Source organism: Streptococcus mitis, assembly GCF_003942965.1.
In the GTDB taxonomy this organism is placed as follows: domain Bacteria; phylum Bacillota; class Bacilli; order Lactobacillales; family Streptococcaceae; genus Streptococcus; species Streptococcus mitis_BH.
Window position 1 is genome coordinate 38,126 of the sequence record NZ_RJOG01000007.1, and the last position, 25,267, is coordinate 63,392.

General features: G+C 40.7%; 31 protein-coding genes. 27 read left to right on the forward strand and 4 right to left on the reverse strand.

Translation table 11 applies throughout. From position 1 onward, the window contains the following. Positions 1 to 69 precede the first annotated feature (69 nt). Both dnaK and dnaJ read left to right on the forward strand, forming a co-directional pair. Complete coding sequence (dnaK, locus tag D8837_RS03350) at positions 70 to 1,893, forward strand: molecular chaperone DnaK (protein WP_000034667.1); 1,824 nt, start codon at positions 70 to 72, stop codon at positions 1,891 to 1,893. A 332-nt stretch (positions 1,894 to 2,225) separates the two neighbouring features. After that, complete coding sequence (gene dnaJ, locus D8837_RS03355; protein WP_001066308.1) at positions 2,226 to 3,362, forward strand: molecular chaperone DnaJ; 1,137 nt, start codon at positions 2,226 to 2,228, stop codon at positions 3,360 to 3,362. Positions 3,363 to 3,422: 60 nt separating this feature from the next. On the opposite strand, the gene D8837_RS03360 is transcribed toward dnaJ, so the two are convergent. The 3 genes from D8837_RS03360 to D8837_RS03370 form a co-directional block, all read right to left on the reverse strand. Continuing rightward, the gene (locus tag D8837_RS03360; protein ID WP_080977203.1) at positions 3,423 to 4,100 is read right to left on the reverse strand and encodes a hypothetical protein; all 678 of its coding nucleotides are present in this window, start codon (positions 4,098 to 4,100) and stop codon (positions 3,423 to 3,425) included. Positions 4,101 to 4,161: 61 nt separating this feature from the next. Then, the gene (locus tag D8837_RS03365) at positions 4,162 to 4,449 is read right to left on the reverse strand and encodes a hypothetical protein (RefSeq protein ID WP_000777754.1); all 288 of its coding nucleotides are present in this window, start codon (positions 4,447 to 4,449) and stop codon (positions 4,162 to 4,164) included. A gap of 9 nt (positions 4,450 to 4,458) precedes the next feature. Then, the gene (locus D8837_RS03370) at positions 4,459 to 4,869 is read right to left on the reverse strand and encodes an HIT family protein (protein WP_001278317.1); all 411 of its coding nucleotides are present in this window, start codon (positions 4,867 to 4,869) and stop codon (positions 4,459 to 4,461) included. 67 nt (positions 4,870 to 4,936) lie between these two features. Between D8837_RS03370 and D8837_RS03375 the strand changes: the two genes are divergently transcribed. Further along, positions 4,937 to 5,668 (forward strand): ABC transporter ATP-binding protein, encoded by a 732-nt coding sequence (locus D8837_RS03375; RefSeq protein WP_084923465.1) that lies wholly within the window; start codon positions 4,937 to 4,939, stop codon positions 5,666 to 5,668. Next, on the forward strand, positions 5,665 to 6,714 hold the full coding sequence (locus tag D8837_RS03380; RefSeq protein WP_125456195.1) for an ABC transporter permease: 1,050 nt from the start codon (positions 5,665 to 5,667) through the stop codon (positions 6,712 to 6,714). The genes D8837_RS03375 and D8837_RS03380 overlap by 4 nt, the downstream gene beginning before the upstream one ends. A 61-nt stretch (positions 6,715 to 6,775) precedes the next feature. Here D8837_RS03380 and D8837_RS03385 read toward each other — a convergent pair whose 3' ends face one another. Further along, on the reverse strand, positions 6,776 to 7,105 hold the full coding sequence (locus D8837_RS03385) for a hypothetical protein (RefSeq protein WP_004261043.1): 330 nt from the start codon (positions 7,103 to 7,105) through the stop codon (positions 6,776 to 6,778). A 295-nt stretch (positions 7,106 to 7,400) separates the two neighbouring features. Between D8837_RS03385 and D8837_RS03390 the strand changes: the two genes are divergently transcribed. From D8837_RS03390 to D8837_RS03505, 23 genes are all read left to right on the forward strand, one after another. Next, positions 7,401 to 8,138, forward strand: coding sequence for a response regulator transcription factor (locus D8837_RS03390; protein WP_125456196.1), 738 nt, complete (start codon positions 7,401 to 7,403; stop codon positions 8,136 to 8,138). A gap of 13 nt (positions 8,139 to 8,151) precedes the next feature. Continuing rightward, entirely contained in the window at positions 8,152 to 9,501 is a 1,350-nt protein-coding gene (locus D8837_RS03395) for a sensor histidine kinase (protein ID WP_125456197.1), read from the forward strand. A gap of 242 nt (positions 9,502 to 9,743) precedes the next feature. Beyond that, a complete protein-coding gene (locus D8837_RS09695; protein WP_247930543.1) occupies positions 9,744 to 9,926 on the forward strand; it encodes a hypothetical protein in 183 nt (60 codons plus the stop codon). A 274-nt stretch (positions 9,927 to 10,200) separates the two neighbouring features. Then, positions 10,201 to 10,320 carry a PncF family bacteriocin immunity protein gene (locus D8837_RS09700; protein WP_004269601.1) on the forward strand — a complete coding sequence of 40 codons (120 nt, stop codon included), beginning with the start codon at positions 10,201 to 10,203 and terminating at the stop codon, positions 10,318 to 10,320. Between the two features lie 453 nt (positions 10,321 to 10,773). Continuing rightward, positions 10,774 to 11,178, forward strand: coding sequence for an immunity protein (locus D8837_RS03415; RefSeq protein WP_125456198.1), 405 nt, complete (start codon positions 10,774 to 10,776; stop codon positions 11,176 to 11,178). A 57-nt stretch (positions 11,179 to 11,235) separates the two neighbouring features. After that, positions 11,236 to 11,484 carry an immunity protein BlpZ gene (gene blpZ / locus D8837_RS03420; RefSeq protein WP_125456199.1) on the forward strand — a complete coding sequence of 83 codons (249 nt, stop codon included), beginning with the start codon at positions 11,236 to 11,238 and terminating at the stop codon, positions 11,482 to 11,484. Between the two features lie 26 nt (positions 11,485 to 11,510). Next, on the forward strand, positions 11,511 to 12,122 hold the full coding sequence (locus tag D8837_RS03425) for a CPBP family intramembrane glutamic endopeptidase (protein WP_125456200.1): 612 nt from the start codon (positions 11,511 to 11,513) through the stop codon (positions 12,120 to 12,122). Positions 12,123 to 12,282: 160 nt separating this feature from the next. Then, positions 12,283 to 13,077 (forward strand): cell cycle regulator CcrZ, encoded by a 795-nt coding sequence (gene ccrZ / locus D8837_RS03430; protein WP_000362999.1) that lies wholly within the window; start codon positions 12,283 to 12,285, stop codon positions 13,075 to 13,077. Then, positions 13,074 to 13,709, forward strand: a complete 636-nt coding sequence (gene trmB / locus D8837_RS03435) for a tRNA (guanosine(46)-N7)-methyltransferase TrmB (RefSeq protein WP_001266106.1) — start codon at positions 13,074 to 13,076, stop codon at positions 13,707 to 13,709. Before ccrZ ends, trmB begins: the two co-directional genes overlap by 4 nt. A gap of 126 nt (positions 13,710 to 13,835) precedes the next feature. Further along, the gene (gene rimP, locus D8837_RS03440; protein WP_001808691.1) at positions 13,836 to 14,315 is read left to right on the forward strand and encodes a ribosome maturation factor RimP; all 480 of its coding nucleotides are present in this window, start codon (positions 13,836 to 13,838) and stop codon (positions 14,313 to 14,315) included. 43 nt (positions 14,316 to 14,358) lie between these two features. Beyond that, positions 14,359 to 15,495: a transcription termination factor NusA gene (gene nusA, locus D8837_RS03445; RefSeq protein WP_000032285.1), complete on the forward strand. Its 1,137-nt coding sequence runs from the start codon at positions 14,359 to 14,361 to the stop codon at positions 15,493 to 15,495. Between the two features lie 21 nt (positions 15,496 to 15,516). Continuing rightward, positions 15,517 to 15,810 carry an RNase P modulator RnpM gene (rnpM, locus tag D8837_RS03450; RefSeq protein ID WP_125456201.1) on the forward strand — a complete coding sequence of 98 codons (294 nt, stop codon included), beginning with the start codon at positions 15,517 to 15,519 and terminating at the stop codon, positions 15,808 to 15,810. After that, a complete protein-coding gene (locus tag D8837_RS03455; RefSeq protein ID WP_001041390.1) occupies positions 15,803 to 16,102 on the forward strand; it encodes a YlxQ-related RNA-binding protein in 300 nt (99 codons plus the stop codon). Before rnpM ends, D8837_RS03455 begins: the two co-directional genes overlap by 8 nt. Before the next feature lie 16 nt (positions 16,103 to 16,118). After that, positions 16,119 to 18,911 (forward strand): translation initiation factor IF-2, encoded by a 2,793-nt coding sequence (infB, locus tag D8837_RS03460; RefSeq protein WP_125456202.1) that lies wholly within the window; start codon positions 16,119 to 16,121, stop codon positions 18,909 to 18,911. Between the two features lie 251 nt (positions 18,912 to 19,162). Next, the gene (gene rbfA / locus D8837_RS03465; protein WP_001273601.1) at positions 19,163 to 19,513 is read left to right on the forward strand and encodes a 30S ribosome-binding factor RbfA; all 351 of its coding nucleotides are present in this window, start codon (positions 19,163 to 19,165) and stop codon (positions 19,511 to 19,513) included. 173 nt (positions 19,514 to 19,686) lie between these two features. Further along, positions 19,687 to 20,190 carry a hypothetical protein gene (locus D8837_RS03470; RefSeq protein WP_125456203.1) on the forward strand — a complete coding sequence of 168 codons (504 nt, stop codon included), beginning with the start codon at positions 19,687 to 19,689 and terminating at the stop codon, positions 20,188 to 20,190. 20 nt (positions 20,191 to 20,210) lie between these two features. Further along, entirely contained in the window at positions 20,211 to 20,768 is a 558-nt protein-coding gene (locus D8837_RS03475) for a hypothetical protein (RefSeq protein ID WP_125456204.1), read from the forward strand. Positions 20,769 to 20,780: 12 nt separating this feature from the next. After that, positions 20,781 to 21,890 carry an SPFH domain-containing protein gene (locus D8837_RS03480; protein WP_125456205.1) on the forward strand — a complete coding sequence of 370 codons (1,110 nt, stop codon included), beginning with the start codon at positions 20,781 to 20,783 and terminating at the stop codon, positions 21,888 to 21,890. A gap of 261 nt (positions 21,891 to 22,151) precedes the next feature. Then, complete coding sequence (locus D8837_RS03485; protein WP_125456206.1) at positions 22,152 to 22,931, forward strand: hypothetical protein; 780 nt, start codon at positions 22,152 to 22,154, stop codon at positions 22,929 to 22,931. A gap of 1 nt (position 22,932) precedes the next feature. Further along, positions 22,933 to 23,115, forward strand: a complete 183-nt coding sequence (locus D8837_RS03490; RefSeq protein ID WP_125456207.1) for a hypothetical protein — start codon at positions 22,933 to 22,935, stop codon at positions 23,113 to 23,115. A 265-nt stretch (positions 23,116 to 23,380) separates the two neighbouring features. Then, positions 23,381 to 23,614: a DUF1858 domain-containing protein gene (locus D8837_RS03495; RefSeq protein WP_000368739.1), complete on the forward strand. Its 234-nt coding sequence runs from the start codon at positions 23,381 to 23,383 to the stop codon at positions 23,612 to 23,614. Then, on the forward strand, positions 23,614 to 24,948 hold the full coding sequence (locus tag D8837_RS03500; protein ID WP_125456208.1) for a DUF438 domain-containing protein: 1,335 nt from the start codon (positions 23,614 to 23,616) through the stop codon (positions 24,946 to 24,948). The genes D8837_RS03495 and D8837_RS03500 overlap by 1 nt, the downstream gene beginning before the upstream one ends. Positions 24,949 to 24,957: 9 nt before the next feature. Next, positions 24,958 to 25,212: a DUF1912 family protein gene (locus D8837_RS03505; protein WP_000119706.1), complete on the forward strand. Its 255-nt coding sequence runs from the start codon at positions 24,958 to 24,960 to the stop codon at positions 25,210 to 25,212. Positions 25,213 to 25,267: the final 55 nt, after the last annotated feature.

The window sequence follows — 25,267 nt, forward strand, 5'->3', positions numbered from 1 at the left end:
GTTGCTCACGTCCCCACCACTTAAGGGAAATATAAAAAATAGAAAATTAACTAACAAGGAGAAAAACACATGTCTAAAATTATCGGTATTGACTTAGGTACAACAAACTCAGCAGTTGCAGTTCTTGAAGGAACTGAAAGCAAAATCATCGCAAACCCAGAAGGAAACCGCACAACTCCATCTGTAGTCTCATTCAAAAACGGCGAAATCATCGTTGGTGATGCTGCAAAACGTCAAGCAGTTACAAACCCAGATACAGTTATCTCTATCAAATCTAAGATGGGAACTTCTGAAAAAGTTTCTGCAAACGGCAAAGAATACACTCCACAAGAAATCTCAGCTATGATTCTTCAATACTTGAAAGGTTACGCTGAAGACTACCTTGGCGAAAAAGTAACTAAAGCAGTTATCACAGTTCCAGCTTACTTTAATGATGCTCAACGTCAAGCCACAAAAGACGCTGGTAAAATCGCTGGTCTTGAAGTAGAACGTATCGTCAACGAACCAACTGCAGCAGCCCTTGCTTACGGTTTGGACAAGACTGACAAAGAAGAAAAAATCTTGGTATTCGACCTTGGTGGTGGTACATTCGACGTCTCTATCCTTGAATTGGGTGACGGTGTCTTCGATGTATTGTCAACTGCAGGGGACAACAAACTTGGTGGTGATGATTTTGACCAAAAAATCATTGACCACTTGGTAGCAGAATTCAAGAAAGAAAACGGTATTGACTTGTCTACTGACAAGATGGCAATGCAACGTTTGAAAGATGCAGCTGAAAAAGCGAAGAAAGACCTTTCTGGTGTGACTTCAACTCAAATTAGCTTGCCATTTATCACTGCAGGTGAAGCTGGACCTCTTCACTTGGAAATGACTTTGACTCGTGCGAAATTTGACGATTTGACTCGTGACCTTGTAGAACGTACAAAAGTTCCAGTTCGTCAAGCTCTTTCAGATGCAGGTTTGAGCTTGTCAGAAATCGACGAAGTTATCCTTGTTGGTGGTTCAACTCGTATCCCAGCCGTTGTAGAAGCTGTTAAAGCTGAAACTGGTAAAGAACCAAACAAATCAGTAAACCCTGACGAAGTAGTTGCTATGGGTGCTGCCATCCAAGGTGGTGTTATCACTGGTGATGTCAAAGACGTTGTCCTTCTTGATGTAACACCATTGTCACTTGGTATCGAAACAATGGGTGGTGTCTTCACAAAACTCATCGACCGCAACACAACAATTCCAACATCTAAATCACAAGTCTTCTCAACAGCAGCAGACAACCAACCAGCCGTTGATATCCACGTTCTTCAAGGTGAACGCCCAATGGCAGCAGATAACAAGACTCTTGGACGTTTCCAATTGACAGATATCCCAGCTGCACCTCGTGGAATTCCTCAAATCGAAGTAACATTTGACATCGACAAGAACGGTATCGTGTCTGTTAAAGCCAAAGACCTTGGAACCCAAAAAGAACAAACAATTGTTATCCAATCAAACTCTGGTTTGACTGATGAAGAAATTGACCGCATGATGAAAGATGCAGAAGCAAACGCTGAAGCAGATAAGAAACGTAAAGAAGAAGTTGACCTTCGTAACGAAGTTGACCAAGCAATCTTTGCGACTGAAAAGACAATCAAGGAAACTGAAGGCAAAGGCTTCGACGCAGAACGTGACGCTGCCCAAGCTGCCCTTGATGATCTTAAGAAAGCGCAAGAAGACAACAACTTGGACGAAATGAAAGCAAAACTTGAAGCATTGAACGAAAAAGCTCAAGGACTTGCTGTTAAACTCTACGAACAAGCTGCAGCAGCCCAACAAGCTCAAGCAGGAGCAGAAGGCGCACAAGCAACAGGAAACGCAGGCGATGACGTCGTAGACGGAGAGTTTACGGAGAAATAAAATAGTCCAGTGGACTATTTTATCCCGAGCTTGAAAATCAGGCGAGTATAAGAAGAAATCCAGAGGTTGCAACCCAGCCTCTGTTTTTCGATAAAAAGGGCCTAAACCTGATTTATTTGGGGTTTGTCTCATCAATATGAAATACAGGAATTGAACCCGGACTAAATCGAGGTTTGATTCAAAATATCAATAGAAAGGAACAAAGAGTGTTCAGGGAATTGAACACGGGCTACGGGCTGTGCCAAAAAGATAGTTTTTTCTAGGACGCAAGCGTCCGTCGTCAAAACTCCTATTTTGGCTGTGTCCGTTTGACGCCCTTTGTATCTTGAATTATGAACAATACTGAATTTTATGATCGTCTGGGGGTGTCAAAAAACGCTTCGGCAGACGAAATCAAAAAGGCTTATCGTAAGCTTTCGAAAAAATATCACCCAGATATCAACAAGGAGCCTGGTGCTGAGGAAAAGTACAAGGAAGTTCAAGAAGCCTATGAGACTTTGAGTGACGACCAAAAACGTGCTGCCTATGACCAATATGGTGCTGCTGGAGCCAACGGTGGTTTTGGTGGAGCCGGTGGTTTCGGCGGTTTCGATGGGGCAGGCGGCTTCGGTGGTTTTGAAGATATCTTCTCAAGTTTCTTCGGCGGAGGCGGTGCTTCACGCAATCCAAACGCTCCTCGCCAAGGGGATGACCTCCAGTATCGTGTGAACTTGACCTTTGAAGAAGCTATTTTTGGAGCTGAAAAAGAAGTTAAGTACAATCGTGAAGCAAGCTGTAGTACATGTAATGGCTCAGGTGCTAAGCCAGGAACAAGTCCAGTCACTTGTGGACGCTGTCATGGAGCTGGTGTCATTAATGTTGATACGCAGACTCCGCTTGGTATGATGCGTCGTCAAGTGACCTGTGATGTCTGTCACGGTCGCGGAAAAGAAATCAAAGATCCATGTACAACTTGTCACGGAACAGGGCATGAAAAACAAGCTCATAGTGTACATGTCAAAATCCCTGCTGGTGTGGAAACAGGTCAACAAATTCGCCTAGCCGGTCAAGGTGAAGCTGGATTTAACGGTGGACCTTATGGTGACTTGTATGTAGTGGTTTCTGTGGAAGCCAGCGACAAGTTTGAACGTGAAGGAACGACTATCTTCTACAATCTCAACCTCAACTTTGTCCAAGCAGCTCTTGGTGATACAGTAGATATCCCAACTGTTCATGGTGATGTTGAATTGGTTATCCCAGAGGGAACTCAGACTGGTAAGAAATTCCGTCTACGTGGCAAAGGAGCTCCGAGTCTTCGTGGTGGTGCAGTTGGTGACCAATATGTTACCGTTAATGTCGTAACACCGACAGGCTTGAATGACCGCCAAAAAGCAGCCTTGAAAGAATTCGCAGCTGCAGGTGATTTAAAAGTCAATCCAAAGAAAAAGGGCTTCTTTGACCATATTAAAGATGCCTTTGAAGGAGAATAACACAAAAAGAGCCGTTGGGCTCTTTTTACTTTATTCTTTGTAATGTTAGCATTGGAACAATCACTCATCGGCTGATTTTCTATCAGATCTTTGCTTGAGCAAGCCAGCTGCATCCATATCTTGGATGAGTTGCTTGATTTCCGCTTCTTTACCAGGCTTAATGGTAACGGTATCAATATGGTTGATTGCAGAGTTATCCTGAATATCCACTAAAGTCAAGGCTTTTTCATAGAATGCAATTCCCTTTTTTAGACTTTCCTGATCCTTCCAATATAGAACTGAGTAATCAGGATTTGGTTTCTTTCCGATTTCTTGTAAATAATTCCTACTTTCCTTCTTTAAAAATTGCAATAAACCATGATTGAACAAGTTATCCCCTACTTTATAGTAGGAGATATCTCCAGTCTGTAGGACATAGACTTCGAGTTGGTTTTTGGTGAGATTTGGACTTTCTTTTAAGACGGGATGGCTATTGATGACCTCATCTGAGAAAGTAACATAAAAATTTAAGCCCCCACCCTCGTATTTATATCTTCCATTTGATTTTACTTTCTTAGGAGGCATGTCAAGGGAGGTAAAGATTTGTTTGAGGGCGTTATTTCCCTTGTGAATGTCAATCGGTGAGGCTCTGAAGGCAAAAAACAGTACTAGAAATGCTAGGACCGCAAGAAGGCTAAGGCAACCACAAGGGATTAGGATGATCTGTGCCAGAATTTTAAAAAACTGTTTCATTTTCATTCCTCTTTTTTGTTTGACCCTGACAACCTAAAATAGATTTAAGGAAAGTTCATGGCTCTTTTTACTTATCTTCGATTTCCTGTGTTTCTTTTATCACAGCTAGTCTAGTCTGGATATCTTTTTCCAAGACCTTAAACTTGTAAGTCAGGTCTTCTTGGTATTCCTTGATGAGTTCTTTTTGCTGGTCAATGATTTGTAGGCTGTTTTGGATAATATCTACATCATCCTTGATAGCTTGAACGCGGTCAGTGGTATTCAAGACTTCATCTGTGATGGTTTGGCGATTTTTTGTGACCAGATAACTTCCGGCTGCAGCTCCTGCAAATAGCAGTAGATTGGATAATTTCATGGCAACTCCTTAGGCGTTTTTGATGGTTTCAGCGACTTGAGCAAGTTTGTCAAAGTCTGGTTCGTGGGCGATAAAATCAATCTTGAGGTCATCGTCCGCACTGTAGCGAGGTACGAGGTGAACGTGGGTATGAAAGACGGTTTGCCCTGCGATTTCTTCACAGTTAGCAATGATATTCATACCAGCAGCCTTGGTAGCTTTCATGACTTTTTGAGCTACTTTTGGTACTTGGGCAAAGAGTTGGCTAGCGCTAGTAGCGTCCATCTCCAAAAGATTGCGATAGTGTTCCTTTGGCACGACTAAGGTGTGTCCTGGTGTCACTTGAGAGATATCAAGAAAGGCAAGAACCTGCTCATCTTCATATACTTTTGAAGCAGGAATTTCCCCTGCAATGATTTTACAAAAAATGCAATCTGACATAAAATCTACCTCTACTGTATTGAATTTTGATATAATATAGCTACATTATACCAGATTTGGAGAAAATATGTTAGAAATTAAAAACCTGACAGGTGGCTATGTTCATGTCCCTGTCTTGAAAGATGTGTCGTTTACTGTTGAAAGTGGGCAGTTAGTTGGTTTGATTGGTCTTAATGGCGCTGGGAAATCAACGACAATTAATGAAATTATCGGTCTGTTGACACCTTATAGCGGTTCTATCAATATCAATGGTCTGACCCTGCAAGAAGATGCAACGAGCTACCGCAAGCAGATTGGCTACATTCCTGAGACGCCTAGCCTGTATGAGGAATTGACCCTTAGAGAGCATATCGAAACGGTTGCTATGGCTTATAGTATTGAGCAAAAGGTAGCTTTTGAGCGAGTAGAACCTTTATTAAAAATGTTCCGTCTGGACCAGAAATTGGACTGGTTCCCTGTTCATTTTTCAAAAGGGATGAAGCAGAAGGTCATGATTATCTGTGCTTTTGTGGTGGATCCGAGTCTCTTCATCGTGGATGAGCCTTTCCTTGGTCTCGATCCGCTGGCTATTGCAGACTTGATTCAGCTTTTGGAAGTGGAAAAGCAAAAAGGCAAGTCTATTCTCATGAGTACCCACGTGCTGGATTCGGCTGAGAAGATGTGTGATGCCTTTGTCATTCTCCACAAGGGGGAAGTGCGTGCCAAGGGAAATCTGGCGCAACTGCGCGAAGCCTTTGATATGCCTGAGGCTAGTTTGAATGATATTTACTTGGCTCTGACCAAAGAGGAGGAGTTATGAAAGACTTGTTTTTAAAGAGAAAGCAGGCTTTTCGTAAGGAGTGTCTTGGTTATTTGCGCTATGTTCTCAATGACCACTTTGTCTTGTTCCTGCTTGTCCTGCTGGGCTTTCTAGCCTACCAGTACAGTCAACTCTTGCAACATTTTCCTGAAAATCATTGGCCTATCCTTTTGTTTGTAGGAATTACCTCTGTTTTACTTTTGCTTTGGGGAGGAATTGCCACCTATATGGAGGCTCCAGACAAGCTCTTTCTCTTGGTCGGAGAAGAGGAAATCAAGCTCCATCTCAAGCGTCAAACTGGCATTTCCCTAGTCTTTTGGCTCTTTGTCCAGACCCTTTTCTTGCTGTTATTTGCGCTTTTATTTTTGGCAATGGGTTATGGCTTGCCAGTTTTTTTGGTCTATGTGCTTTTATTGGGAGTAGGAAAATATTTCCTCTTTCGTCAAAAGGCCAGCAAATTTTTCACGGAAACTGGACTGAACTGGGACTATGTCATTTCCCAAGAAAGCAAGCGTAAGCAAGTCTTGCTTCGTTTCTTTGCCCTCTTTACGCAGGTAAAGGGAATTTCAAACAGCGTCAAGCGTCGTGCCTATCTGGACTTTATCCTAAAGGCTGTTCAGAAGGTTCCTGGGAAGATTTGGCAAAATCTCTATCTGCGTTCTTATCTGCGAAATGGAGATCTCTTTGCCCTCAGTCTCCGTCTGCTCCTACTTTCCTTGCTAGCGCAGGTCTTTATCGAGCAAGCTTGGATTGCGACAGCAGTGGTGGTTCTCTTTAACTACCTCTTGCTCTTCCAGTTGCTGGCCCTCTATCATGCCTTTGACTACCAGTATTTAACCCAACTCTTTCCACTGGACAAGGGGCAAAAGGAAAAAGGCTTGCAGGCGGTAGTCCGAGGATTGACCAGTTTTGTTTTACTTGTGGAATTAGTTGTTGGGTTGATTACCTTCCAAGAAAAACTAGCACTTCTAGCCTTACTGGGAGCTGGTTTAGTTTTACTAGTCTTGTACTTACCTTATCAGGTAAAACGTCAGATGCAGGACTAACATTGCCTATATGATACTAAAAAAGAAGTTGAGTTCACTCTAGCTCAGCTTCTTTTATTTTCTACAGGATAATGGTTGGTCCGTAGAGGCTCAATTTGGTCTTGACCTGGTCAAAGTGGAAGCGGTCATAGGCCCGCCAAGCGGCACGAGTTGGAGCATCTGGATCAAGAGCGCTGAGTCCCATGAGAAGACTGGAAGTCTGGTAAAATTTTTCCAGTTCAATCAAGACTCGATTATCCACTGTTTCAGCCTTGGCTAGAAAACCAAGAATAGAGTTTAATTGCTCCTGAAAGCGGACGTCGTCAGCGGTTGCCTGTTTACATGCTTGATAGGCTTTGTTTAAGTCAGTAATCAAAGTCTGAGCTCTTTTGATAGGGTCTGTATCTGTCATGAGAATTCCTCCTCTAATCTGGGTGCTAGTCTTGTTTCTAGCAACTGTGTTTTGATACTGTCAGTTTATCACTTTTATCTCCTTTTTCACCATCAAATCTTTAATTGTCCTTGAAATTTCCTGAATGGTACTGTTAAGATTTTATGATAAAATAGTGGTAAGATTATCATGCTTATTTGAGGAACAAGATACCCTTCAGGAGCGTTAAAGGCCTGTTTAGGATTTGGTGGGCTTGTGTCAGAGTATTTTTGCTATTCTCTTTTTAGGAAGAAATCGAAACAAGGAGAGTAAGAAGATGAGAATATTTGTTTTAGAAGATGATTTTTCCCAACAGACTAGGATTGAAACGACGATTGAGAAACTTTTGAAAGCACATCATATCATTCCTAGCTCTTTTGAAGTCTTTGGGAAAGCAGACCAACTGCTGGCAGAGGTGCATGAGAAGGGGGCGCATCAGCTATTCTTTTTGGATATTGAGATTCGAAATGATGAGATGAAGGGGCTGGAAGTGGCTAGAAAGATTCGGGATCGAGATCCCTATGCCCTGATTGTCTTTGTGACGACTCACTCGGAGTTTATGCCCCTGTCTTTTCGCTACCAAGTGTCTGCTCTGGACTACATTGATAAGGCCTTGTCAGCAGAGGAGTTTGAATCTCGTATCGAGACAGCCCTCCTCTATGCCAATAGTCAAGATAGTAAAAGTCTAGCGGAAGATTGTTTTTACTTTAAATCAAAATTTGCCCAATTCCAGTATCCTTTTAAAGAGGTTTATTACCTTGAAACATCGCCCAGAGCCCATCGTGTTATTCTCTATACCAAGACAGATAGGCTGGAATTTACAGCGAGTTTAGAGGAGGTTTTCAAGCAGGAACCCCGTCTCTTGCAGTGTCATCGCTCTTTTCTCATTAATCCTGCCAATGTGGTGCGTTTGGATAAGAAAGAAAAACTTCTTTACTTTCCCAATGGTGGAAGCTGTATGATAGCGCGTTATAAGATCAGGGAAGTGTCTGAAGCTATCAATAACTTACATTGAGCTAGGAGAATTTATGTATATTTTTTGGATGATATTGTATGAACTTGTTATTAATGGGCTAGAAATTATCATGTTCTTTAAGGTAGATGGAATTGGTATCACTTTCGAGAGGATTTTTAAGTCCTTTCTTCTTAAATTTCTCCTAGGGGCTATTTTTGCGACTTTTCAATTTTTAGCTGTGAGTGAATACTTATCATATTTTATGGAACCTTTGTACGGCATCGGCTTATCTTTCTTATTGTTAAGAGGGCTTCCTAAAAAACTACTCTTCTTTTATGGTCTCTTTCCAATTGTATTGATGGATATCTTTTACAGAAGTGTTTCTTATTTTGTGCTTCCATTTTTGGGGCAAGGGTTTGTAGATGGAGATGGAAATCCTCTCTTTTTGTTGATTATGCTATTCGTTTGCTTCATAGTATTAGTCTTTTTGAAATGGTTGGACTATGATTTTACTAGTTTGAGAAAGGAGATTCTCGATAAAGCTTTTCAAAAGTCCCTGACTAAGATTAACTGGATAATGGGGGCCTACTTTCTAGTCATGGAAAATCTGTCTTACTTTGAATATGCATACGATATCCAATCAAAGACTGTTCGCCATCTCATCCTAGTCTTTTACTTGCTCTTTTTTATGGGAATTATTAAGAAATTGGATACCTATTTGAAGGACAAACTCCATGAGAGATTGGACCAAGAACAGGCCTTGCGCTACAGAGATATGGAGCGATATAGTCGGCATATAGAGGAGCTTTACAAAGAAGTACGGAGCTTTCGTCATGATTATACCAACCTCTTGACCAGCTTACGTCTGGGCATTGAAGAGGAGGATATGGAGCAGATAAAAGAGGTCTACGACTCGGTCTTAAAGGATTCCAGTGAGAAATTACATGACAATAAATATGACCTTGGTCGATTGGTAAATATTCGTGATAAAGCCCTCAAAAGTCTTCTAGCAGGGAAATTTCTAAAAGCTAGGGATAAGAAGATTATCTTTAATGTCGAAGTTCCTGAGGAGCTTCAGGTCGAGGGGATGAGCTTGCTTGACTTTCTAACCATTGTGTCCATCCTTTGTGACAATGCTATTGAAGCTAGTGTAGAGGCTAGTCAACCTCATGTTTCAATTGCCTTTTTAAAAAATGGAGCACAGGAGACCTTTATCATTGAAAATTCCATTAAAGAAGAGGGCATCGATATTTCTGAGATTTTCTCCTTTGGAGCAAGCTCTAAAGGAGAGGAGAGAGGAGTTGGTCTCTATACCGTTATGAAGCTTGTGGAAACTTATCCTAATACTAGTTTAAATACCACCTGTCAAAATCAAGTCTTTCGTCAGGTTTTAACGGTTCACTCGATGTCAGTTGATGATTAGAAGACTTGTGGGAAGAAGTACTGCATGTAGTCATCAATTAAAATGCCATAGTATATGAGGTATCCTATATGAATAAGAAATCCTTTTTTATCATCTGTTCTACGTTGATTATAGCATCGAATCTTCTCATGATTTCCGTGGTGAACAAGGGAGAAGAAACAGGGAGCAACCTATTTGTGATTGCTATAGCCTGTGTTATGCTACCAGCATTTTTATATGCAGTTGAAAACAGACTTACTTCAATGGTAAGAGTAGAATCAATACTCCTGATTCAGTTGACAGTTATATCCCTACTCCGTCTTATCAATAGAATAGGGAGTACGCCTGAAATCCTCAACATTATCATTACCCTTATCGCTTTGGCAAGTGGGACAGCTGCTATCCTTGTTGCGATTATGAGAATATATGAGAACAGACGGAAGTGAGGGTAAATAGCTTTCGATGTATTTTCACATTGTTAAATTCCCGTAGGGCAAGTATGTTTTTCATGCTTGCTTTTTTTATTTTTAACAATTCAAGATGTTTTGATGACCATTTATGATGTGGATGGAAAATTTTAAAAAATAGTAGTATACTAACCTTATTAAGGTTGTAATAGGACGAAAGTAAAAAGAGGTATTCCTCGTGAATGCAAAAACAATGTTACAATTGGCTATTATGGTTGCTTAAAGGCTTGAGCTTGTGTACTTGGAGGTAATTATGGATTTCAAAAGTTTTCTTATTGTTTTTGTTGTTGGCATGTTTGTTTCTTTTATTACTTCTTTAATTAGGGAAAAATTTTTAAAATCTCCAAAGAAGAATAAAGATAGATCTAATTAGATAAAAAGATTTTTTATCGCTAGTTTAATCTACAGTGGAGTTTCTTTAATATTGTTTCGCCTGTTAAAATGATATGTGATAGCAGGATAAAAAATCTACAAATTAAGTTGGTATCAATATGGTGTAAAGGGCAAGTATGTTTTTCATGCTTGCTTTTTTAAATTTTTTACAATTCAAGATGTTTTGATGACCATTTGTGATTTGAGTGATCCAAGGTCAAAATGAGTGCTATACTAGCAGTGTAAAGGTTGTAGCTCAACTAAGATAAAGCATACATTTAGGAGAAAATCTTATGAAGAAAAAAATACTGATCATTTTCGTTCTGTATCTGATCATGTCTATCCTTCTTTATCCGCTTAGGGAGAGTATTTGGTATCATCTATTTTATACCATAGCCTATATGATTGCGGTTATAATCTATCTTGCTTTAACTAAAAAGAAAGGAGCAAAGAAATGAAAACTTTTCTTGCTAAAAAACGGAACATCTTCCTTGCTAGATTGTTCTTAGGTCAGTTGCCTTTACTTGTCTCTACTTATCTATTTCTATCTCGTCAGTTTTTAAATTTTTCCTTGTTTTTCCAATTTCTTTTAGTGGTTATTAACTTGGCTTCTATTTTGGTCACTGTTTATCTCACTAGAGAAATGAGGATAAGAAAGTTTGAAGATGATGATTTGGTTAGTCCTAGAACCAATCAACTTATGTATATCGGCTTGACAGGTTTTATGTCTATTATCTGTTTGTATAGAGGTATCACAGCAGGAGAATTCTATCAACAATTAATTGCCTATATTGGCGCTATTCTCTGCTTGCTTATCATGCTTCTACTCATTTGGGGCTTGAAGTATTATAAAAAGTAGGGAAGAACTTTCTTCTTAATCTGCGGCTAGCCTATAGTCTGACAAGGGGAGGTTATCATGTATAAACACTTATTTTTCCTAGATTCCAAAACTTTAGACCGGTTGACACCCTATATTCTAGATTTGGCTTCTGACACCATTGCTTTTAATGTTTTTGTGCTAACCTTTGTATCTGTGGTGGTCTTTTATTTCCTAAATCCCATGCTATCTTTAATAGCTATCTTCTTAGGGGGTGGTTATGTGATAGTATTTTGGATACTCAAATGGTTTGTTTTGGAAAGGCTAGAGTTAAAGGATGAGTTGTAGGGAAGTTTGTTGAGGAGGATAGTTTTATGGCCATTTTCAATAAATGTCATGCCTTGTTTTTGGGATTTTTAGTCTTTGCAATCGTTGGTGCAGCGGGATATTCTATTAATCAAGGAGATTATTTTCAACACCAGTACACATTCATTGTTGTAAAGAGTCTCTTGCTTTTCCTTAGTTTTGGCTATGCGAGATGGTTTGATATGATTTCTTTTGGGATGTTAAGCAAGAAACAACTCTTACTCTTCATTGGAATCTTTCTTCTCACGGTGCTGGTAAATATAGGCTATCATGCCTTTTTCTCAGTTGCTTCTGGCGCCTCGGCTCAACACCTTGAGGAAGCGAGTAAAGGACTGTCGCTTTCCTTTATTGTCAGTGCCACAGTTTTGGCTCCTATTCAGGAGGAACTCCTGTTTAGAGGACTTCTTCAGGGTGCTGTTTTTGACAATTCTTGGTTAGGGCTTGTACTGACTTCCTCTCTCTTTTCTTTCATGCATGATCCTTATGATATTCCTTCGTTTTGCTATTATCTTTTCGGGGGCTTGTTGCTGGGCTTTGCTTATAAAAAGAGTCAAAACCTATGGGTTTCTACCCTAGTTCACATGTTTTACAATGCTTGGCCACTCTTATATTATTTATAAAAATCATGAAAAGGTAAGCAGAAGACGGTGCTTGCCTTTTTCTTTCTATAATGATACCCAAGCCAATCCAGAGGCTTTTCTTTGAGAATCGGGTTAGAGCGGTTGACGAATAGGTCAAAAACTAGTAGAATAGTAAGGAAACTTTATACGGAGGAAAGAAATGGATTTGGGTGATAATGAGCTAACACTGACTCCCATACCTGGGAAAAGTGGCAAGGCTTATATGGGTAGCTATCCTGATGGGAAGCGCATCTTTGTAAAAATGAACACCTCTCCAATCCTACCTGGTCTAGCTAGAGAACAAATTGCTCCACAATTATTATGGAGTCGCCGTTTGGCAGATGGGCGTGATATGTGTGCTCAAGAATGGTTGACAGGCAAGATATTGACCCCCTATGATATGAATCGTAAACAAATCGTCAATATTTTAACCCGTCTTCATCGCTCACGTCCGTTGATGACACAGTTGAGTCGGTTGGGATATGCCATGGAAACACCTGTAGATTTACTACAGTCTTGGCAGGAAACGGCTCCAGATGCTTTGCGTAAAAATCATTTTATCAGTGAAGTGATGGCTGATTTACGTCAGACTATTCCAGGATTTAGAGAGGATCATGCGACTATTGTCCATGGAGATGTACGACATAGTAATTGGATTGAGACAGACAGTGGCTTGATTTATTTGGTAGATTGGGATTCGGTTCGCTTGACCGACCGCATGTTTGATGTGGCCCATATGCTCTGCCATTATATTCCAGAACATCAGTGGAAGGAATGGTTGACCTACTACGGTTACAAGTACAATCAAACGGTATTAAATAAATTGTATTGGTACGGTCAATTGTCTTATTTGAGCCAGATTTCCAAGTATTATATGAACCAAGATTTAGAAAATGTCAATCGGGAGATTCATGGCCTGCGTCACTTCCGAGACAAGTATGGAAAGAGAAGATGAGAGTTAGAAATCGTAAAGGGGCGACAGAATTACTAGAGGCAAATCCCCAGTATGTGGTCCTCAATCCCTTGGGAGCCAAGGGAAAATGGCGGGACCTGTTTGGCAATGACAATCCCATTCATGTGGAAGTTGGAAGTGGAAAGGGTGCCTTTGTTTCAGGTATGGCCAAGCAAAATCCTGACATCAACTATATCGGGATTGATATTCAAAAGTCTGTTTTGAGCTACGCTTTGGACAAGGTGCTTGAAGTTGGAGTACCTAATATCAAGCTTTTGTGGGTAGATGGTTCTGACTTGACTGACTACTTTGAAGACGGTGAGATTGATCGCTTGTATCTGAACTTTTCAGATCCATGGCCTAAAAAACGCCATGAAAAGCGTCGTTTGACCTACAAGACCTTCTTGGATACCTTTAAGCGTATCTTGCCTGAAAATGGAGAAATTCATTTCAAGACGGATAACCGTGGCTTATTTGAGTACAGCCTAGTGAGCTTTTCTCAGTATGGCATGAAGCTCAATGGTGTCTGGCTTGATTTACATGCCAGTGATTTTGAAGGCAATGTCATGACTGAATATGAGCAAAAATTCTCCAACAAGGGGCAAGTTATCTACCGAGTTGAGGCAGAATTTTAAGAATTAGCCTGAAATCAGGCAGTATGAGTGCTTTTGCTTTACATAAGTTGGCAAACGTGCTATACTAATAGTAAGAATATGAGAAAGAGAGGCGGGGAAATATCTTCGCCTCTTGCTTATGAGGAGGTGGACGCAATCGCAACAATCGTAGAATTAGTCAGAGAAGTTGTAGAACCTGTCATAGAAGCTCCTTTCGAACTCGTGGATATCGAGTATGGAAAGATTGGCAGTGACATGATTCTCAGTATTTTTGTAGATAAACCTGAAGGAATTACCTTGAACGACACGGCAGACTTGACAGAAATTATTAGTCCTGTCCTAGACACTATCAAGCCAGATCCCTTCCCAGAACAATATTTCCTAGAAATCACCAGTCCAGGCTTGGAACGTCCTTTAAAAACCAAGGATGCCGTTGCTGGAGCGGTTGGGAAATACATTCATGTCGGGCTATACCAAGCCATCGATAAGCAAAAGGTCTTTGAAGGAACCTTGTTGGCCTTCGAAGAGGACGAGTTGACCATGGAATATATGGACAAGACGCGTAAGAAAACCGTCCAAATTCCATACAGTTTAGTATCAAAAGCACGTTTAGCAGTTAAATTATAGAAAAAGAAAGGATAGCTTTTGAGGATTCAAAAGTGAAGAAAACATGAGTAAAGAAATGCTAGAGGCCTTCCGCATTTTGGAAGAAGACAAGGGAATCAAAAAAGAAGATATCATCGACGCAGTAGTAGAGTCGCTTCGTTCCGCTTATCGCAGACGCTATGGTCAATCAGACAGCGTAGCTATTGACTTTAACGAAAAAACAGGTGACTTTACAGTTTATACTGTCCGTGAAGTGGTTGATGAAGTATTTGATAGCCGTTTGGAAATCAGCTTGAAAGATGCTCTTGCCATTAATTCAGCCTATGAGCTTGGCGACAAAATCAAGTTTGAAGAAGCACCTGCCGAGTTTGGTCGTGTAGCAGCCCAATCTGCCAAACAAACCATCATGGAAAAAATGCGCAAGCAAACACGTGCCATCACTTACAATACTTACAAAGAACATGAGCAAGAAATCATGTCTGGTACAGTAGAACGCTTTGACAACCGCTTTATCTATGTCAACCTTGGCAGCATTGAAGCCCAATTGTCAAAACAAGACCAAATCCCTGGGGAAGTTTTTGCTTCTCATGATCGTATCGAAGTTTATGTTTACAAGGTTGAAGATAACCCTCGTGGTGTCAACGTCTTTGTTAGCCGTAGCCATCCAGAAATGATCAAACGTTTGATGGAGCAAGAAATTCCTGAAGTTTATGATGGAACTGTTGAAATCATGAGCGTGGCTCGTGAAGCAGGTGACCGTACTAAGGTTGCTGTTCGTAGCCATAATCCAAACGTGGACGCTATCGGTACAATCGTTGGACGTGGTGGAGCTAACATCAAGAAAATCACTAGCAAATTCCACCCAGCTCGCTATGATGCTAAGAGCGACCGTATGGTACCAATCGAAGAAAATATCGACGTTATCGAGTGGGTAGCAGATCCAGCTGAATTTATCTACAATGCCATTGCCCCTGCTGAGGTTGACCAAGTTATCTTTGATGAAAACGACAGCAAACGTGCCTTGGTGGTTGTTCCTGATAACAAGCTTTCTCTTGCAATCGGTCGTCGTGGGCAAAACGTTCGCTTGGCAGCTCACTTGACTGGTTACCGTATCGATATCAAGTCTGCTAGCGAATTTGAAGCCATGGAAGAAGCTGGTTCGGTAGATTTGGAAGCAGAAAACGATACTGTAGAAGAATAAAAGCTGCTAGAGGAGGGAAAGATGAAAACGAGAAAAATCCCTTTGCGCAAGTCTGTTGTGTCCAATGAAGTGATTGATAAGCGTGATTTGCTCCGCATTGTCAAGAACAAAGAAGGGCAAGTCTTTATCGATCCGACAGGCAAGGCCAATGGCCGTGGCGCTTATATCAAGCTAGACAATGGAGAAGCCCTAGAGGCAAAAAAGAAGAAGGTCTTTAACCGTAGCTTTGACATGGAAGTGGAAGAAAGCTTTTATGACGAGTTGATCGCTTATGTGGATCACAAAGTAAAAAGAAGAGAGTTAGGACTTGAATAAGCAAAAGATAAGCAATCTCTTGGGACTTGCTCAGCGAGCAGGGCGAATTATATCGGGTGAAGAATTGGTGGTCAAGGCCATTCAAGACGGCAAGGCTAAATTGGTCTTTCTAGCCCATGATGCTGGACCCAATCTGACCAAGAAGATTCAAGATAAAAGTCATTATTATCAAGTAGAAATTGTAACCGTGTTTTCAACACTGGAATTAAGCATAGCAGTCGGGAAATCGAGAAAGGTTTTGGCTGTAACAGATGCTGGATTTACAAAGAAAATGAGGTCTCTTATGGAATAGAAGAGGAGGACATGATTTGTCTAAGAAAAGATTGTACGAAATCGCAAAAGAACTTGGAAAAGAAAGTAAAGAAGTTGTAGCGCGTGCAAAAGAGTTGGGCTTGGATGTGAAAAGCCACTCATCAAGTGTGGAAGAAGCTGTCGCTGCAAAAATCGCTGCCAGCTTTAAGCCTGCAGCTGCTCCGAAAGCAGAAGCAAAACCTGCAGCACCAAAAGCAAGTGCAGAAAAGAAAGCCGAGAAATCTGAACCAGCTAAACCANCTGTAGCTAAGGAAGAGGCAAAACCTGCTGAGCCAGTTGCTCCTAAAACAGAAAAAGTAGCAGCTAAACCGCAAAGCCGTAATTTCAAGGCTGAGCGTGAAGCCCGTGCTAAAGAGCAGGCAGAACGACGCAAGCAAAATAAGGGCAATAACCGTGACCAGCAACAAAACGGAAACCGTCAGAAAAACGACGGTCGCAATGGTGGAAAACAAGGTCAAGGCAACCGCGACAATCGCCGTTTTAACGATCAAGCTAAGAAACCGCAAGGTCAGCAAAATCGTGGAAATGAGCGCCGTCAACAAGAGGACAAACGTCCACATCAAGCGGCTCCACGTGTTGACTTTAAAGCCCGTGCAGCAGCCCTAAAAGCAGAGCAAAATGCAGAATATGCCCGTTCAAGTGAGGAACGTTTCAAGCAGACTCAGGCTGCCAAAGAAGCCTTGGCCCAAGCTAACAAACGCAAGGAGCCAGAGGAAATCTTTGAAGAAGTGGCTAAGTTAGCTGAACAAGCGCAACAAGTTCAAGCAGTGGTTGAACCAGCTCCTGTAGCTAAAGAAGCGCCAGTGGATACACGTCGTAAAAAACAAGCTCGACCAGACAAAGAACGTGATGATTATGATCACGAAGAAGATGGTCCTAGAAAACAACAAAAGAATCGAAGTAGTCAAAATCAAGTGAGAAATCAAAAGAATAGTAACTGGAATAACAACAAAAAGAACAAAAAAGGCAATAACAAGAACAACCGCAATCAGACTCCAAAACCTGTTACGGAGCGTAAATTCCATGAATTGCCAACAGAATTTGAATATACGGATGGTATGACCGTTGCGGAAATCGCAAAACGTATCAAACGTGAACCAGCTGAAATCGTTAAGAAACTTTTCATGATGGGTGTAATGGCCACACAAAACCAATCCTTGGATGGGGAAACAATTGAACTCCTCATGGTGGATTATGGTATCGAAGCCAAACAAAAAGTTGAAGTTGATAATGCCGATATCGAACGTTTCTTTGTCGAAGATGGTTATCTCAATGAAGATGAACTGGTTGAGCGTCCACCAGTTGTAACTATCATGGGACACGTTGACCACGGTAAAACAACACTCCTAGATACCCTTCGTAACTCTCGTGTTGCGACAGGTGAAGCGGGTGGTATCACTCAGCATATCGGTGCCTACCAAATCGTGGAAAATGGTAAGAAGATTACCTTCCTTGATACACCAGGACACGCGGCCTTTACATCTATGCGTGCGCGTGGTGCTTCTGTTACCGATATTACGATCTTGGTCGTAGCGGCAGATGACGGGGTTATGCCTCAGACAATTGAAGCCATCAACCACTCAAAAGCGGCTAACGTTCCAATTATCGTAGCTATTAACAAGATTGATAAACCAGGTGCTAACCCAGAACGCGTTATCGGTGAATTGGCAGAGCATGGGGTTATGTCAACCGCTTGGGGTGGAGATTCTGAATTTGTTGAAATCTCGGCTAAATTCAACCAAAATATCGAAGAATTGTTGGAAACAGTCCTTCTTGTGGCTGAAATCCAAGAACTCAAGGCAGACCCAACAGTGCGTGCGATCGGTACAGTTATCGAAGCTCGCTTGGATAAAGGAAAAGGTGCGGTCGCAACCCTTCTTGTTCAACAAGGTACCTTGAATGTTCAAGACCCAATCGTTGTCGGAAATACCTTCGGTCGTGTTCGTGCTATGACCAATGACCTTGGTCGTCGTGTTAAAGTTGCTGGACCATCAACACCAGTTTCTATCACAGGTTTGAACGAAGCGCCAATGGCGGGTGACCACTTTGCTGTTTACGAAGATGAAAAATCTGCGCGTGCAGCAGGTGAAGAACGTGCCAAACGTGCCCTTATGAAACAACGTCAAGCTACCCAACGTGTCAGCCTTGAAAACCTCTTTGATACCCTCAAAGCTGGTGAACTTAAGTCTGTTAACGTCATCATCAAGGCAGACGTACAAGGTTCTGTTGAAGCCCTTTCTGCCTCACTTCAAAAGATCGACGTGGAAGGTGTTAAAGTTACTATCGTTCACTCTGCAGTCGGTGCGATCAACGAATCCGATGTAACCCTTGCGGAAGCTTCAAATGCCTTTATCGTTGGTTTCAACGTACGCCCTACACCACAAGCTCGTCAACAAGCAGAAGCTGACGATGTTGAAATCCGTCTCCACAGCATTATCTACAAGGTTATCGAAGAGATGGAAGAAGCCATGAAAGGGATGCTTGATCCAGAATTCGAAGAAAAAGTTATTGGTGAAGCAGTTATTCGTGAAACCTTCAAGGTATCTAAAGTGGGAACTATCGGTGGATTCATGGTTATCAACGGTAAGGTTACCCGTGACTCTAAAGTCCGTGTTATTCGTGACGGTGTCGTTATCTATGATGGCGAACTCGCAAGCTTGAAACACTATAAAGACGACGTCAAAGAAGTTACAAACGGTCGTGAAGGTGGATTGATGATTGACGGCTACAATGATATCAAGACTGATGATGTGATTGAGGCTTATGTCATGGAAGAAATCAAGAGATAAGATTTTTTGCTCCTTTCTTAGGTGGTGAGGGACGCAAGCAAACCGATGGTTTCATTGCTTATTTTTGAGCCTAGGGTCTCAAAAATCCCCTGTGATGGGACTGATAAATCAGTTCCATCACTTTCACCACGGCGAAAGAAGCAGATGATTTCAAATTGAACTTCGTTTCAATTTGAAATGAAAATCAAGAAGTTTAAAAATAGCTAGGTCTGCTGGCCTAGCTTTTGGTTCAAAGCAGAGAAAGGAATATCATGGCAAATCATTTCCGTACGGATCGTGTGGGCATGGAAATCAAGCGTGAAGTCAATGAGATTTTGCAAAAGAAAGTCCGTGATCCGCGTGTCCAAGGTGTGACCATCACAGATGTTCAGATGCTAGGTGACTTGTCTGTTGCCAAGGTTTACTACACCATTTTGAGTAACCTTGCTTCAGATAATCAAAAAGCCCAAATCGGACTTGAAAAAGCAACTGGTACCATCAAACGTGAGCTTGGTCGCAATTTGAAATTATACAAAATCCCAGATTTGACCTTCGTCAAAGACGAGTCCATCGAGTATGGAAACAAGATTGATGAAATGCTACGCAATCTGGATAAGAACTAAGAAGAGGGGCAACCCTCTTTTTTGGTGGGTGAAAATAGGTGGAATTTGAAATGGAAAAATATTCTTTTAAAAAAGGGATTCTGTATTTTTAAATGTTAGCTAATCAGAAAATGCTTTTTTTTTTTTTAGCAAATATGATATGATAATTCCATAAATAAAAGGAGATTCTATCAATGAATAATATAAAAAAAGTTTGTCGTTTAACTTTGCTATGTCTTTCCGTTTCTACTCTAGTTGCTTGTAGTTCTCTTTCTGAAAAAACAAGTAGCTCTTCTAGTGAGAATCAAACAGAAGCTTCATCTAGTAGTTCTGAAAAGAAAGGGTTGTTTGCCAAAGCAAAAGAAAAACTCAGTTCAGGCGATTTCAACCCACAAGATGTTAGTGATGCGACAATTGAGTCTATAAAAACTTATGAAGATTACTTGATTATGAATGAGAAAATAATCGATAATTACTATACAGAAGCAGATGAAGCCTTTAAAGGGACTGTTTTAGAAGATAGCGCTGCTATCCAAGAACTAAAAGATAGCACTAAAAAAGAGATGGAAGATCTGAAAAAACAATATGGTCCACTCAAGAAAGCACCGATTCAAGGGAAAGAAGAAGTGATTAAGACTCTAAAAGATTATCGTGATAATCTACATGAACAAGTGGAGCAGTGGAAAGCTAGTCTTTAATAGGAAGAGTGGAGTTCAATATGGATTATCAATTATTGCCACATGAATACATGGTTATGAATAGTGACCATGTGAGTTTTGGGAAAAATGGTTTGTCTACAGATGAATTAATTTTAACGAATCTACACTTAATATATATCAAAAAAGGTTTGTGGGGAGGAAAAAAAGATCAAGTTACCATACCCATTAACCAGATTAAAATTTTTGAAGGGAAACCTCAAGTTTCAGTAACCAAAACCAATGGTGTGAAACGGCTGGAAATTTATTATAATGGCGGACAAGCTATCTTTGCATTTAATAATACTGAGGATACTGACAAGTGGGCTAGAAACATTATTAAATTGATTTCAGGTGATACAAGTAATTTTGAAACCTTGGGAGATAATAGCTTGTTTGGAGCAGATGTTTTGGCTGAAACATTTAAGGATACATTTGACACTTTTAAAGCAGGGCTTGGGATTAAGGATGCAGAGCCAGAAAAGATTTCAACCAAGTGTAGCTTTTGTGGAGTACCTTTGTCAGGTCAAGTGAAGCAAACAGTAAGATGTGCCTATTGTGATATGGAGCAGAGTTTATAAGGGGGCAATTAAATGGGGTTGATAAAAGCAATCACAGATTCTATCGGTGGGACATTTGCAGATCAGTGGAAAGAAATTATCACGGTTCAAGCTTTTGATGAACATACAGCTGTAAGTCCCGGTATTGTTCAAGAAAGTAATAATGGTAGGGGTGTCAATACGAAGGGATCTGTAGGTGTTATTTCTAACGGATCCAAGATTTTTATTCCAGAAAATACTGCTGCCTTTATCTTTAGTCAGTCTGGTATCGAGGAAATTGTTACAGAACCAGGTGGATATGAATACCAAAATGGTGAGAGCAGTGTTTTTAACGGTGATGGATTGAAAAAGTCACTGTTTGACAATGTTGTTAATCGTGTTGGATTCGGTGGTCAAAGTGATCAGCAAAAACAGATTTGCTTTGTTAATTTGAGAGAAATTCGTGATATTAAATTTGGGACTCGTGGTCCAGTGATGTATAATGATTTGTTTTATGGGACAGATTTAGAAGTACGTGCTTTTGGAACATTTTCTATCCAAATTACAGATGCTAAGCAATTTATCAGAAATTTTCTTCCTGCCAATATGACTTATTATACTTTCGACAGTGCTCAAGCTAGATCACAAATAGTGACAGAGTTTCTCCAATCTTTTATTGTTGCACTTAATTCTTTGTCCACAACTTATCGTATTTCACAATTACCCTCACAAGCTTCAATTCTTGCAACACAAGTATCGAATGATGGACAGTATGCAGGGACTTGGAAAGAACGTTTTGGATTTGAGATTGTAAAAGTTGCCATTGCTAATATTGAGTTCTCACCAGAATCTAAGGAATTGGTTAAACAATTTTCATCAAATAAGATGAATTTAAAAGCTTATGATGATGTATCGCAGAAAGCTTCTAATATTGCAGCACAACAAAAAATTGCATCAGGAGTGGAGCAACATGGTCTAGGTGATAGTGCTGGAATGATATTTGGAATGAATATGGCTCAAAGTTTAGATGAAAAAGCCATGAAACCAAGTCTATCATTAGATGAGCAAATCGAAGCACTTACAAAACTAAAATCTCTTTTAGATGCAGGTATATTATCTCAGGAAGAATTTGATCGAAAGAAAAAAGAAATTATGGATTTATAAGATGAAGCTCGAAAGTTCATAGTTAGTACGTATTAAAGGGACATTCTAGGTGAAACAACAATAGACTATCGTTCATAGATAGAATATCAAGTTGTAAAGGTAGGAGTTGAATATTCGAGTTATCTCTACAAAGACTATTAAAAATCTTTAACAAATAAGTTGCTAAGGAGTTTTTGAAAATTTTTGAGGGGAATTTGAAACATACTTTAAAAGAGTATGCTATCATAGAATATAACTTACAGAAGTAAAAGGAGTTTGTATATGGCTGAACAAGAGTTGGCTATGCAAGTATTGCAACAAGTGGTGAAACTACCTGTTGTTAAGGTTGATCGTTCGAAATTTTTAGTGGATAAGTTTTCCAAAGAATTGGATCCAAAAGATATTCCTACTTTATTGGAAGAAGGCCCAACGTCTCTCTTATCTCAAGAAACCTTAGATCGAGTGGCTAATGCATGCATTAGGGATAATGTTTTATTAGCGAGTGGAACTTCTGTTGTTGCAGGATTACCAGGTGGACTTGCCATGGCAATTACCATACCAGCGGATGTAGCTCAATTTTATGCTTTTTCTTTAAAATTAGCTCAAGAACTAGGTTATATTTATGGATATGAGGATCTTTGGGCTTCACGCGAGGAGTTGAGTGAAGATGCTCAAAATACCCTTTTGCTTTATCTAGGCGTCATGTTGGGGGTAAATGGAACCGCTGCTTTGCTACGTGCTGGTGGTATAACAATTGCCAAACAGGTAATGAAAACAGTGCCTAATAAAGCGTTAACAAAGACGCTTTGGTACCCTATTTTGAAAAAAGTCTTAAAAATATTTGGTGTGAATCTTACCAAGGGAGGGCTGGCCAAAGGAATGGGAAAATTCATTCCTATCTTGGGTGGTATCATTTCAGGTGGTTTAACCTTTGCAACTATGAAACCAATGGGGGAAAGCTTGCAGAAAGAATTGTCTAAACTAGTCAACTATAGTGAAGTTCAATATCAAGAAGATGTTGAAACAATCCGAAAAGAGGCTGAAATCATCGAGGGGGAGTGAGATGAATCCTATCAAAGCTTTTGCTAAGATTTATGGGAATTACTTTTTGACCATGCAAAGTGTAAAAGTAATGAAAACGATAACGAAAGATGACCATGCCGTTGTCGGTATGGGGAAACTTTTTATTGCAGACAAGTTAATGGATACGGCTCGGTGGCTCATCAAGCCAGAGGAGAGAGAATGAAATTTTTCTGGGGACTTCTTGCTATTCTTTTTATCAAACCAATTATTGGGATTGTGAAATTCTTTTGGATGATCATTTCTTTTGCAGTCCAATTGCTGTTTTACAAGCTATTATTTAAAATATTGGATTGGCTCTTTAAACTTATTTAGTTCGTAATTCAAGTCGCAGATAACTAGCAGGAACTCCACTGCTAGTTTTTTAATCTCTTTCCTTGTGGTATAATAAAAGCAGTAAAATCATTTTAGAACATACAATGGAGGTCGTCATGGATAATATCATCGATGTGTCAATTCCCGTTGCAGAAGTGGTGGACAAGCATCCAGAAGTCTTGGAAATCCTAGTAGAGCTGGGTTTTAAACCCCTTGCTAATCCCTTGATGCGCAATACAGTCGGTCGCAAAGTATCACTCAAACAGGGTTCTAAGCTTGAAGGAACTCCCATGGACAAGATTGTTCGCACTCTGGAAGCGAATGGCTACGAAGTGATTGGGTTAGACTAATGGCAGATGAACGGATTCATGTCCTACGGGATATTTTGTTAGAATTGCATAATGGCGCCTCTCCTGAATCAGTTCAGGAGCGCTTTGATGCGACTTTTACAGGTGTTTCAGCCATCGAGATTTCTCTCATGGAGCACGAGCTGATGAACTCAGACTCAGGCGTCACCTTTGAAGATGTCATGGAACTCTGCGATGTCCATGCCAATCTTTTTAAAAATGCTATTAAAGGTGTCGAAGTTGCAGATACCGAGCATCCAGGTCACCCGGTTCGGGTCTTTAAGGAAGAAAATCTGGCTCTTCGTGCGGCCTTGATTCGCATTCGTAGATTGTTAGATACCTATGAGTCTATGGAAGATGAGGAAATGCTGTCGGAGATGCGCAAGGGTTTGGTCCGTCAGATGGGACTTGTGGGGCAATTTGACATCCATTACCAACGTAAAGAAGAACTCTTCTTTCCTATCATGGAGCGCTATGGACACGATTCCCCTCCTAAAGTTATGTGGGGAGTGGATGACCAGATCAGGGAACTCTTTCAAACAGCTTTAGCGACGGCCAAGTCACTACCTGAAGTGTCGATTCGCAGTGTAAAAGAAGATTTTGAAGCCTTTGCGACAGAGTTTGAAAGTATGGTTTTCAAGGAAGAGTCCATCCTTCTCATGATTCTCCTTGAGTCCTTTACTCAGGATGACTGGCTTCAGATTGCGGAGGAGAGTGACGCCTATGGTTATGCCATCATCCGTCCGTCTGAGAAATGGGTGCCAGAACGTCAGAGCTTTGTTGAGGAAAAGAGTGCAGAGGAGCCTGTACAGTTAGATACGGCAGAGGGTCAAGTTCAACAAGTTATCGATACGCCAGAAGGACAGTTTACCATTACCTTTACTCCTAAGGAAAAGGAAGCAGTGTTGGATCGCCATAGTCAGCAGTCTTTTGGGAATGGCTATCTATCGGTCGAGCAGGCCAATCTGATCCTCAATCACCTGCCCATGGAGATTACCTTTGTCAATAAAGATGATATTTTCCAGTATTACAATGACAATACGCCGGCTGATGAGATGATTTTCAAACGGACACCGTCCCAAGTCGGACGGAATGTCGAACTCTGCCATCCGCCTAAGTACTTGGATAAGGTCAAGACTATCATGAAGGGGCTTCGTGAAGGTACTAAGGATAAGTATGAAATGTGGTTCAAGTCTGAGTCACGAGGCAAGTTTGTCCACATCACCTACGCAGCAGTGCACGATGAAAACGGAGAATTCCAAGGTGTGCTGGAGTATGTTCAGGATATCCAGCCCTACCGTGAGATTGACACGGACTATTTCCGTGGATTAGAATAAGGAGAAAAAATGAGTTACGAACAAGAATTTATGAAGGAATTTGAAGCCTGGGTCAATACCCAGATTATGATCAATGACATGGCGCATAAGGAAAGCCAAAAAGTCTACGAAGAAGACCAGGACGAGCGTGCTAAAGATGCCATGATTCGCTACGAAAGTCGCTTGGATGCTTATCAGTTCTTGCTTGGTAAGTTTGAAAACTTCAAGGCAGGCAAGGGATTCCATGATTTGCCAGATGGCTTGTTTGGTGAGCGAAATTATTAAACGAGATAGATTCTTGATTTTTTACTAAAATCTTGATAGAATATTTATATTAAAT

Bases quoted from the DNA above. Each gene is read 5' to 3' on its own strand.
- rnpM (WP_125456201.1), top strand. From the start codon at position 15,517: ATGAAAACGAGAAAAATCCCTTTGCGCAAGTCTGTTGTGTCCAATGAA.
- D8837_RS03365 (WP_000777754.1), bottom strand. From the start codon at position 4,449: ATGAAATTATCCAATCTACTGCTATTTGCAGGAGCTGCAGCCGGAAGT.
- ccrZ (WP_000362999.1), top strand. From the start codon at position 12,283: ATGGATTTGGGTGATAATGAGCTAACACTGACTCCCATACCTGGGAAA.
- D8837_RS03385 (WP_004261043.1), bottom strand. From the start codon at position 7,105: ATGACAGATACAGACCCTATCAAAAGAGCTCAGACTTTGATTACTGAC.
- D8837_RS09700 (WP_004269601.1), top strand. From the start codon at position 10,201: ATGGATTTCAAAAGTTTTCTTATTGTTTTTGTTGTTGGCATGTTTGTT.
- dnaJ (WP_001066308.1), top strand. From the start codon at position 2,226: ATGAACAATACTGAATTTTATGATCGTCTGGGGGTGTCAAAAAACGCT.
- D8837_RS09695 (WP_247930543.1), top strand. From the start codon at position 9,744: ATGGTAAGAGTAGAATCAATACTCCTGATTCAGTTGACAGTTATATCC.
- blpZ (WP_125456199.1), top strand. From the start codon at position 11,236: ATGTATAAACACTTATTTTTCCTAGATTCCAAAACTTTAGACCGGTTG.
- D8837_RS03485 (WP_125456206.1), top strand. From the start codon at position 22,152: ATGGCTGAACAAGAGTTGGCTATGCAAGTATTGCAACAAGTGGTGAAA.
- D8837_RS03490 (WP_125456207.1), top strand. From the start codon at position 22,933: ATGAATCCTATCAAAGCTTTTGCTAAGATTTATGGGAATTACTTTTTG.
- D8837_RS03370 (WP_001278317.1), bottom strand. From the start codon at position 4,869: ATGTCAGATTGCATTTTTTGTAAAATCATTGCAGGGGAAATTCCTGCT.
- trmB (WP_001266106.1), top strand. From the start codon at position 13,074: ATGAGAGTTAGAAATCGTAAAGGGGCGACAGAATTACTAGAGGCAAAT.
- D8837_RS03390 (WP_125456196.1), top strand. From the start codon at position 7,401: ATGAGAATATTTGTTTTAGAAGATGATTTTTCCCAACAGACTAGGATT.
- D8837_RS03415 (WP_125456198.1), top strand. From the start codon at position 10,774: ATGAAAACTTTTCTTGCTAAAAAACGGAACATCTTCCTTGCTAGATTG.
- D8837_RS03500 (WP_125456208.1), top strand. From the start codon at position 23,614: ATGGCAGATGAACGGATTCATGTCCTACGGGATATTTTGTTAGAATTG.
- dnaK (WP_000034667.1), top strand. From the start codon at position 70: ATGTCTAAAATTATCGGTATTGACTTAGGTACAACAAACTCAGCAGTT.
- D8837_RS03395 (WP_125456197.1), top strand. From the start codon at position 8,152: ATGTATATTTTTTGGATGATATTGTATGAACTTGTTATTAATGGGCTA.
- D8837_RS03475 (WP_125456204.1), top strand. From the start codon at position 20,211: ATGGATTATCAATTATTGCCACATGAATACATGGTTATGAATAGTGAC.
- D8837_RS03470 (WP_125456203.1), top strand. From the start codon at position 19,687: ATGAATAATATAAAAAAAGTTTGTCGTTTAACTTTGCTATGTCTTTCC.
- rbfA (WP_001273601.1), top strand. From the start codon at position 19,163: ATGGCAAATCATTTCCGTACGGATCGTGTGGGCATGGAAATCAAGCGT.
- D8837_RS03380 (WP_125456195.1), top strand. From the start codon at position 5,665: ATGAAAGACTTGTTTTTAAAGAGAAAGCAGGCTTTTCGTAAGGAGTGT.
- nusA (WP_000032285.1), top strand. From the start codon at position 14,359: ATGAGTAAAGAAATGCTAGAGGCCTTCCGCATTTTGGAAGAAGACAAG.
- D8837_RS03480 (WP_125456205.1), top strand. From the start codon at position 20,781: ATGGGGTTGATAAAAGCAATCACAGATTCTATCGGTGGGACATTTGCA.
- D8837_RS03425 (WP_125456200.1), top strand. From the start codon at position 11,511: ATGGCCATTTTCAATAAATGTCATGCCTTGTTTTTGGGATTTTTAGTC.
- D8837_RS03495 (WP_000368739.1), top strand. From the start codon at position 23,381: ATGGATAATATCATCGATGTGTCAATTCCCGTTGCAGAAGTGGTGGAC.
- D8837_RS03360 (WP_080977203.1), bottom strand. From the start codon at position 4,100: ATGAAAATGAAACAGTTTTTTAAAATTCTGGCACAGATCATCCTAATC.
- D8837_RS03375 (WP_084923465.1), top strand. From the start codon at position 4,937: ATGTTAGAAATTAAAAACCTGACAGGTGGCTATGTTCATGTCCCTGTC.
- D8837_RS03505 (WP_000119706.1), top strand. From the start codon at position 24,958: ATGAGTTACGAACAAGAATTTATGAAGGAATTTGAAGCCTGGGTCAAT.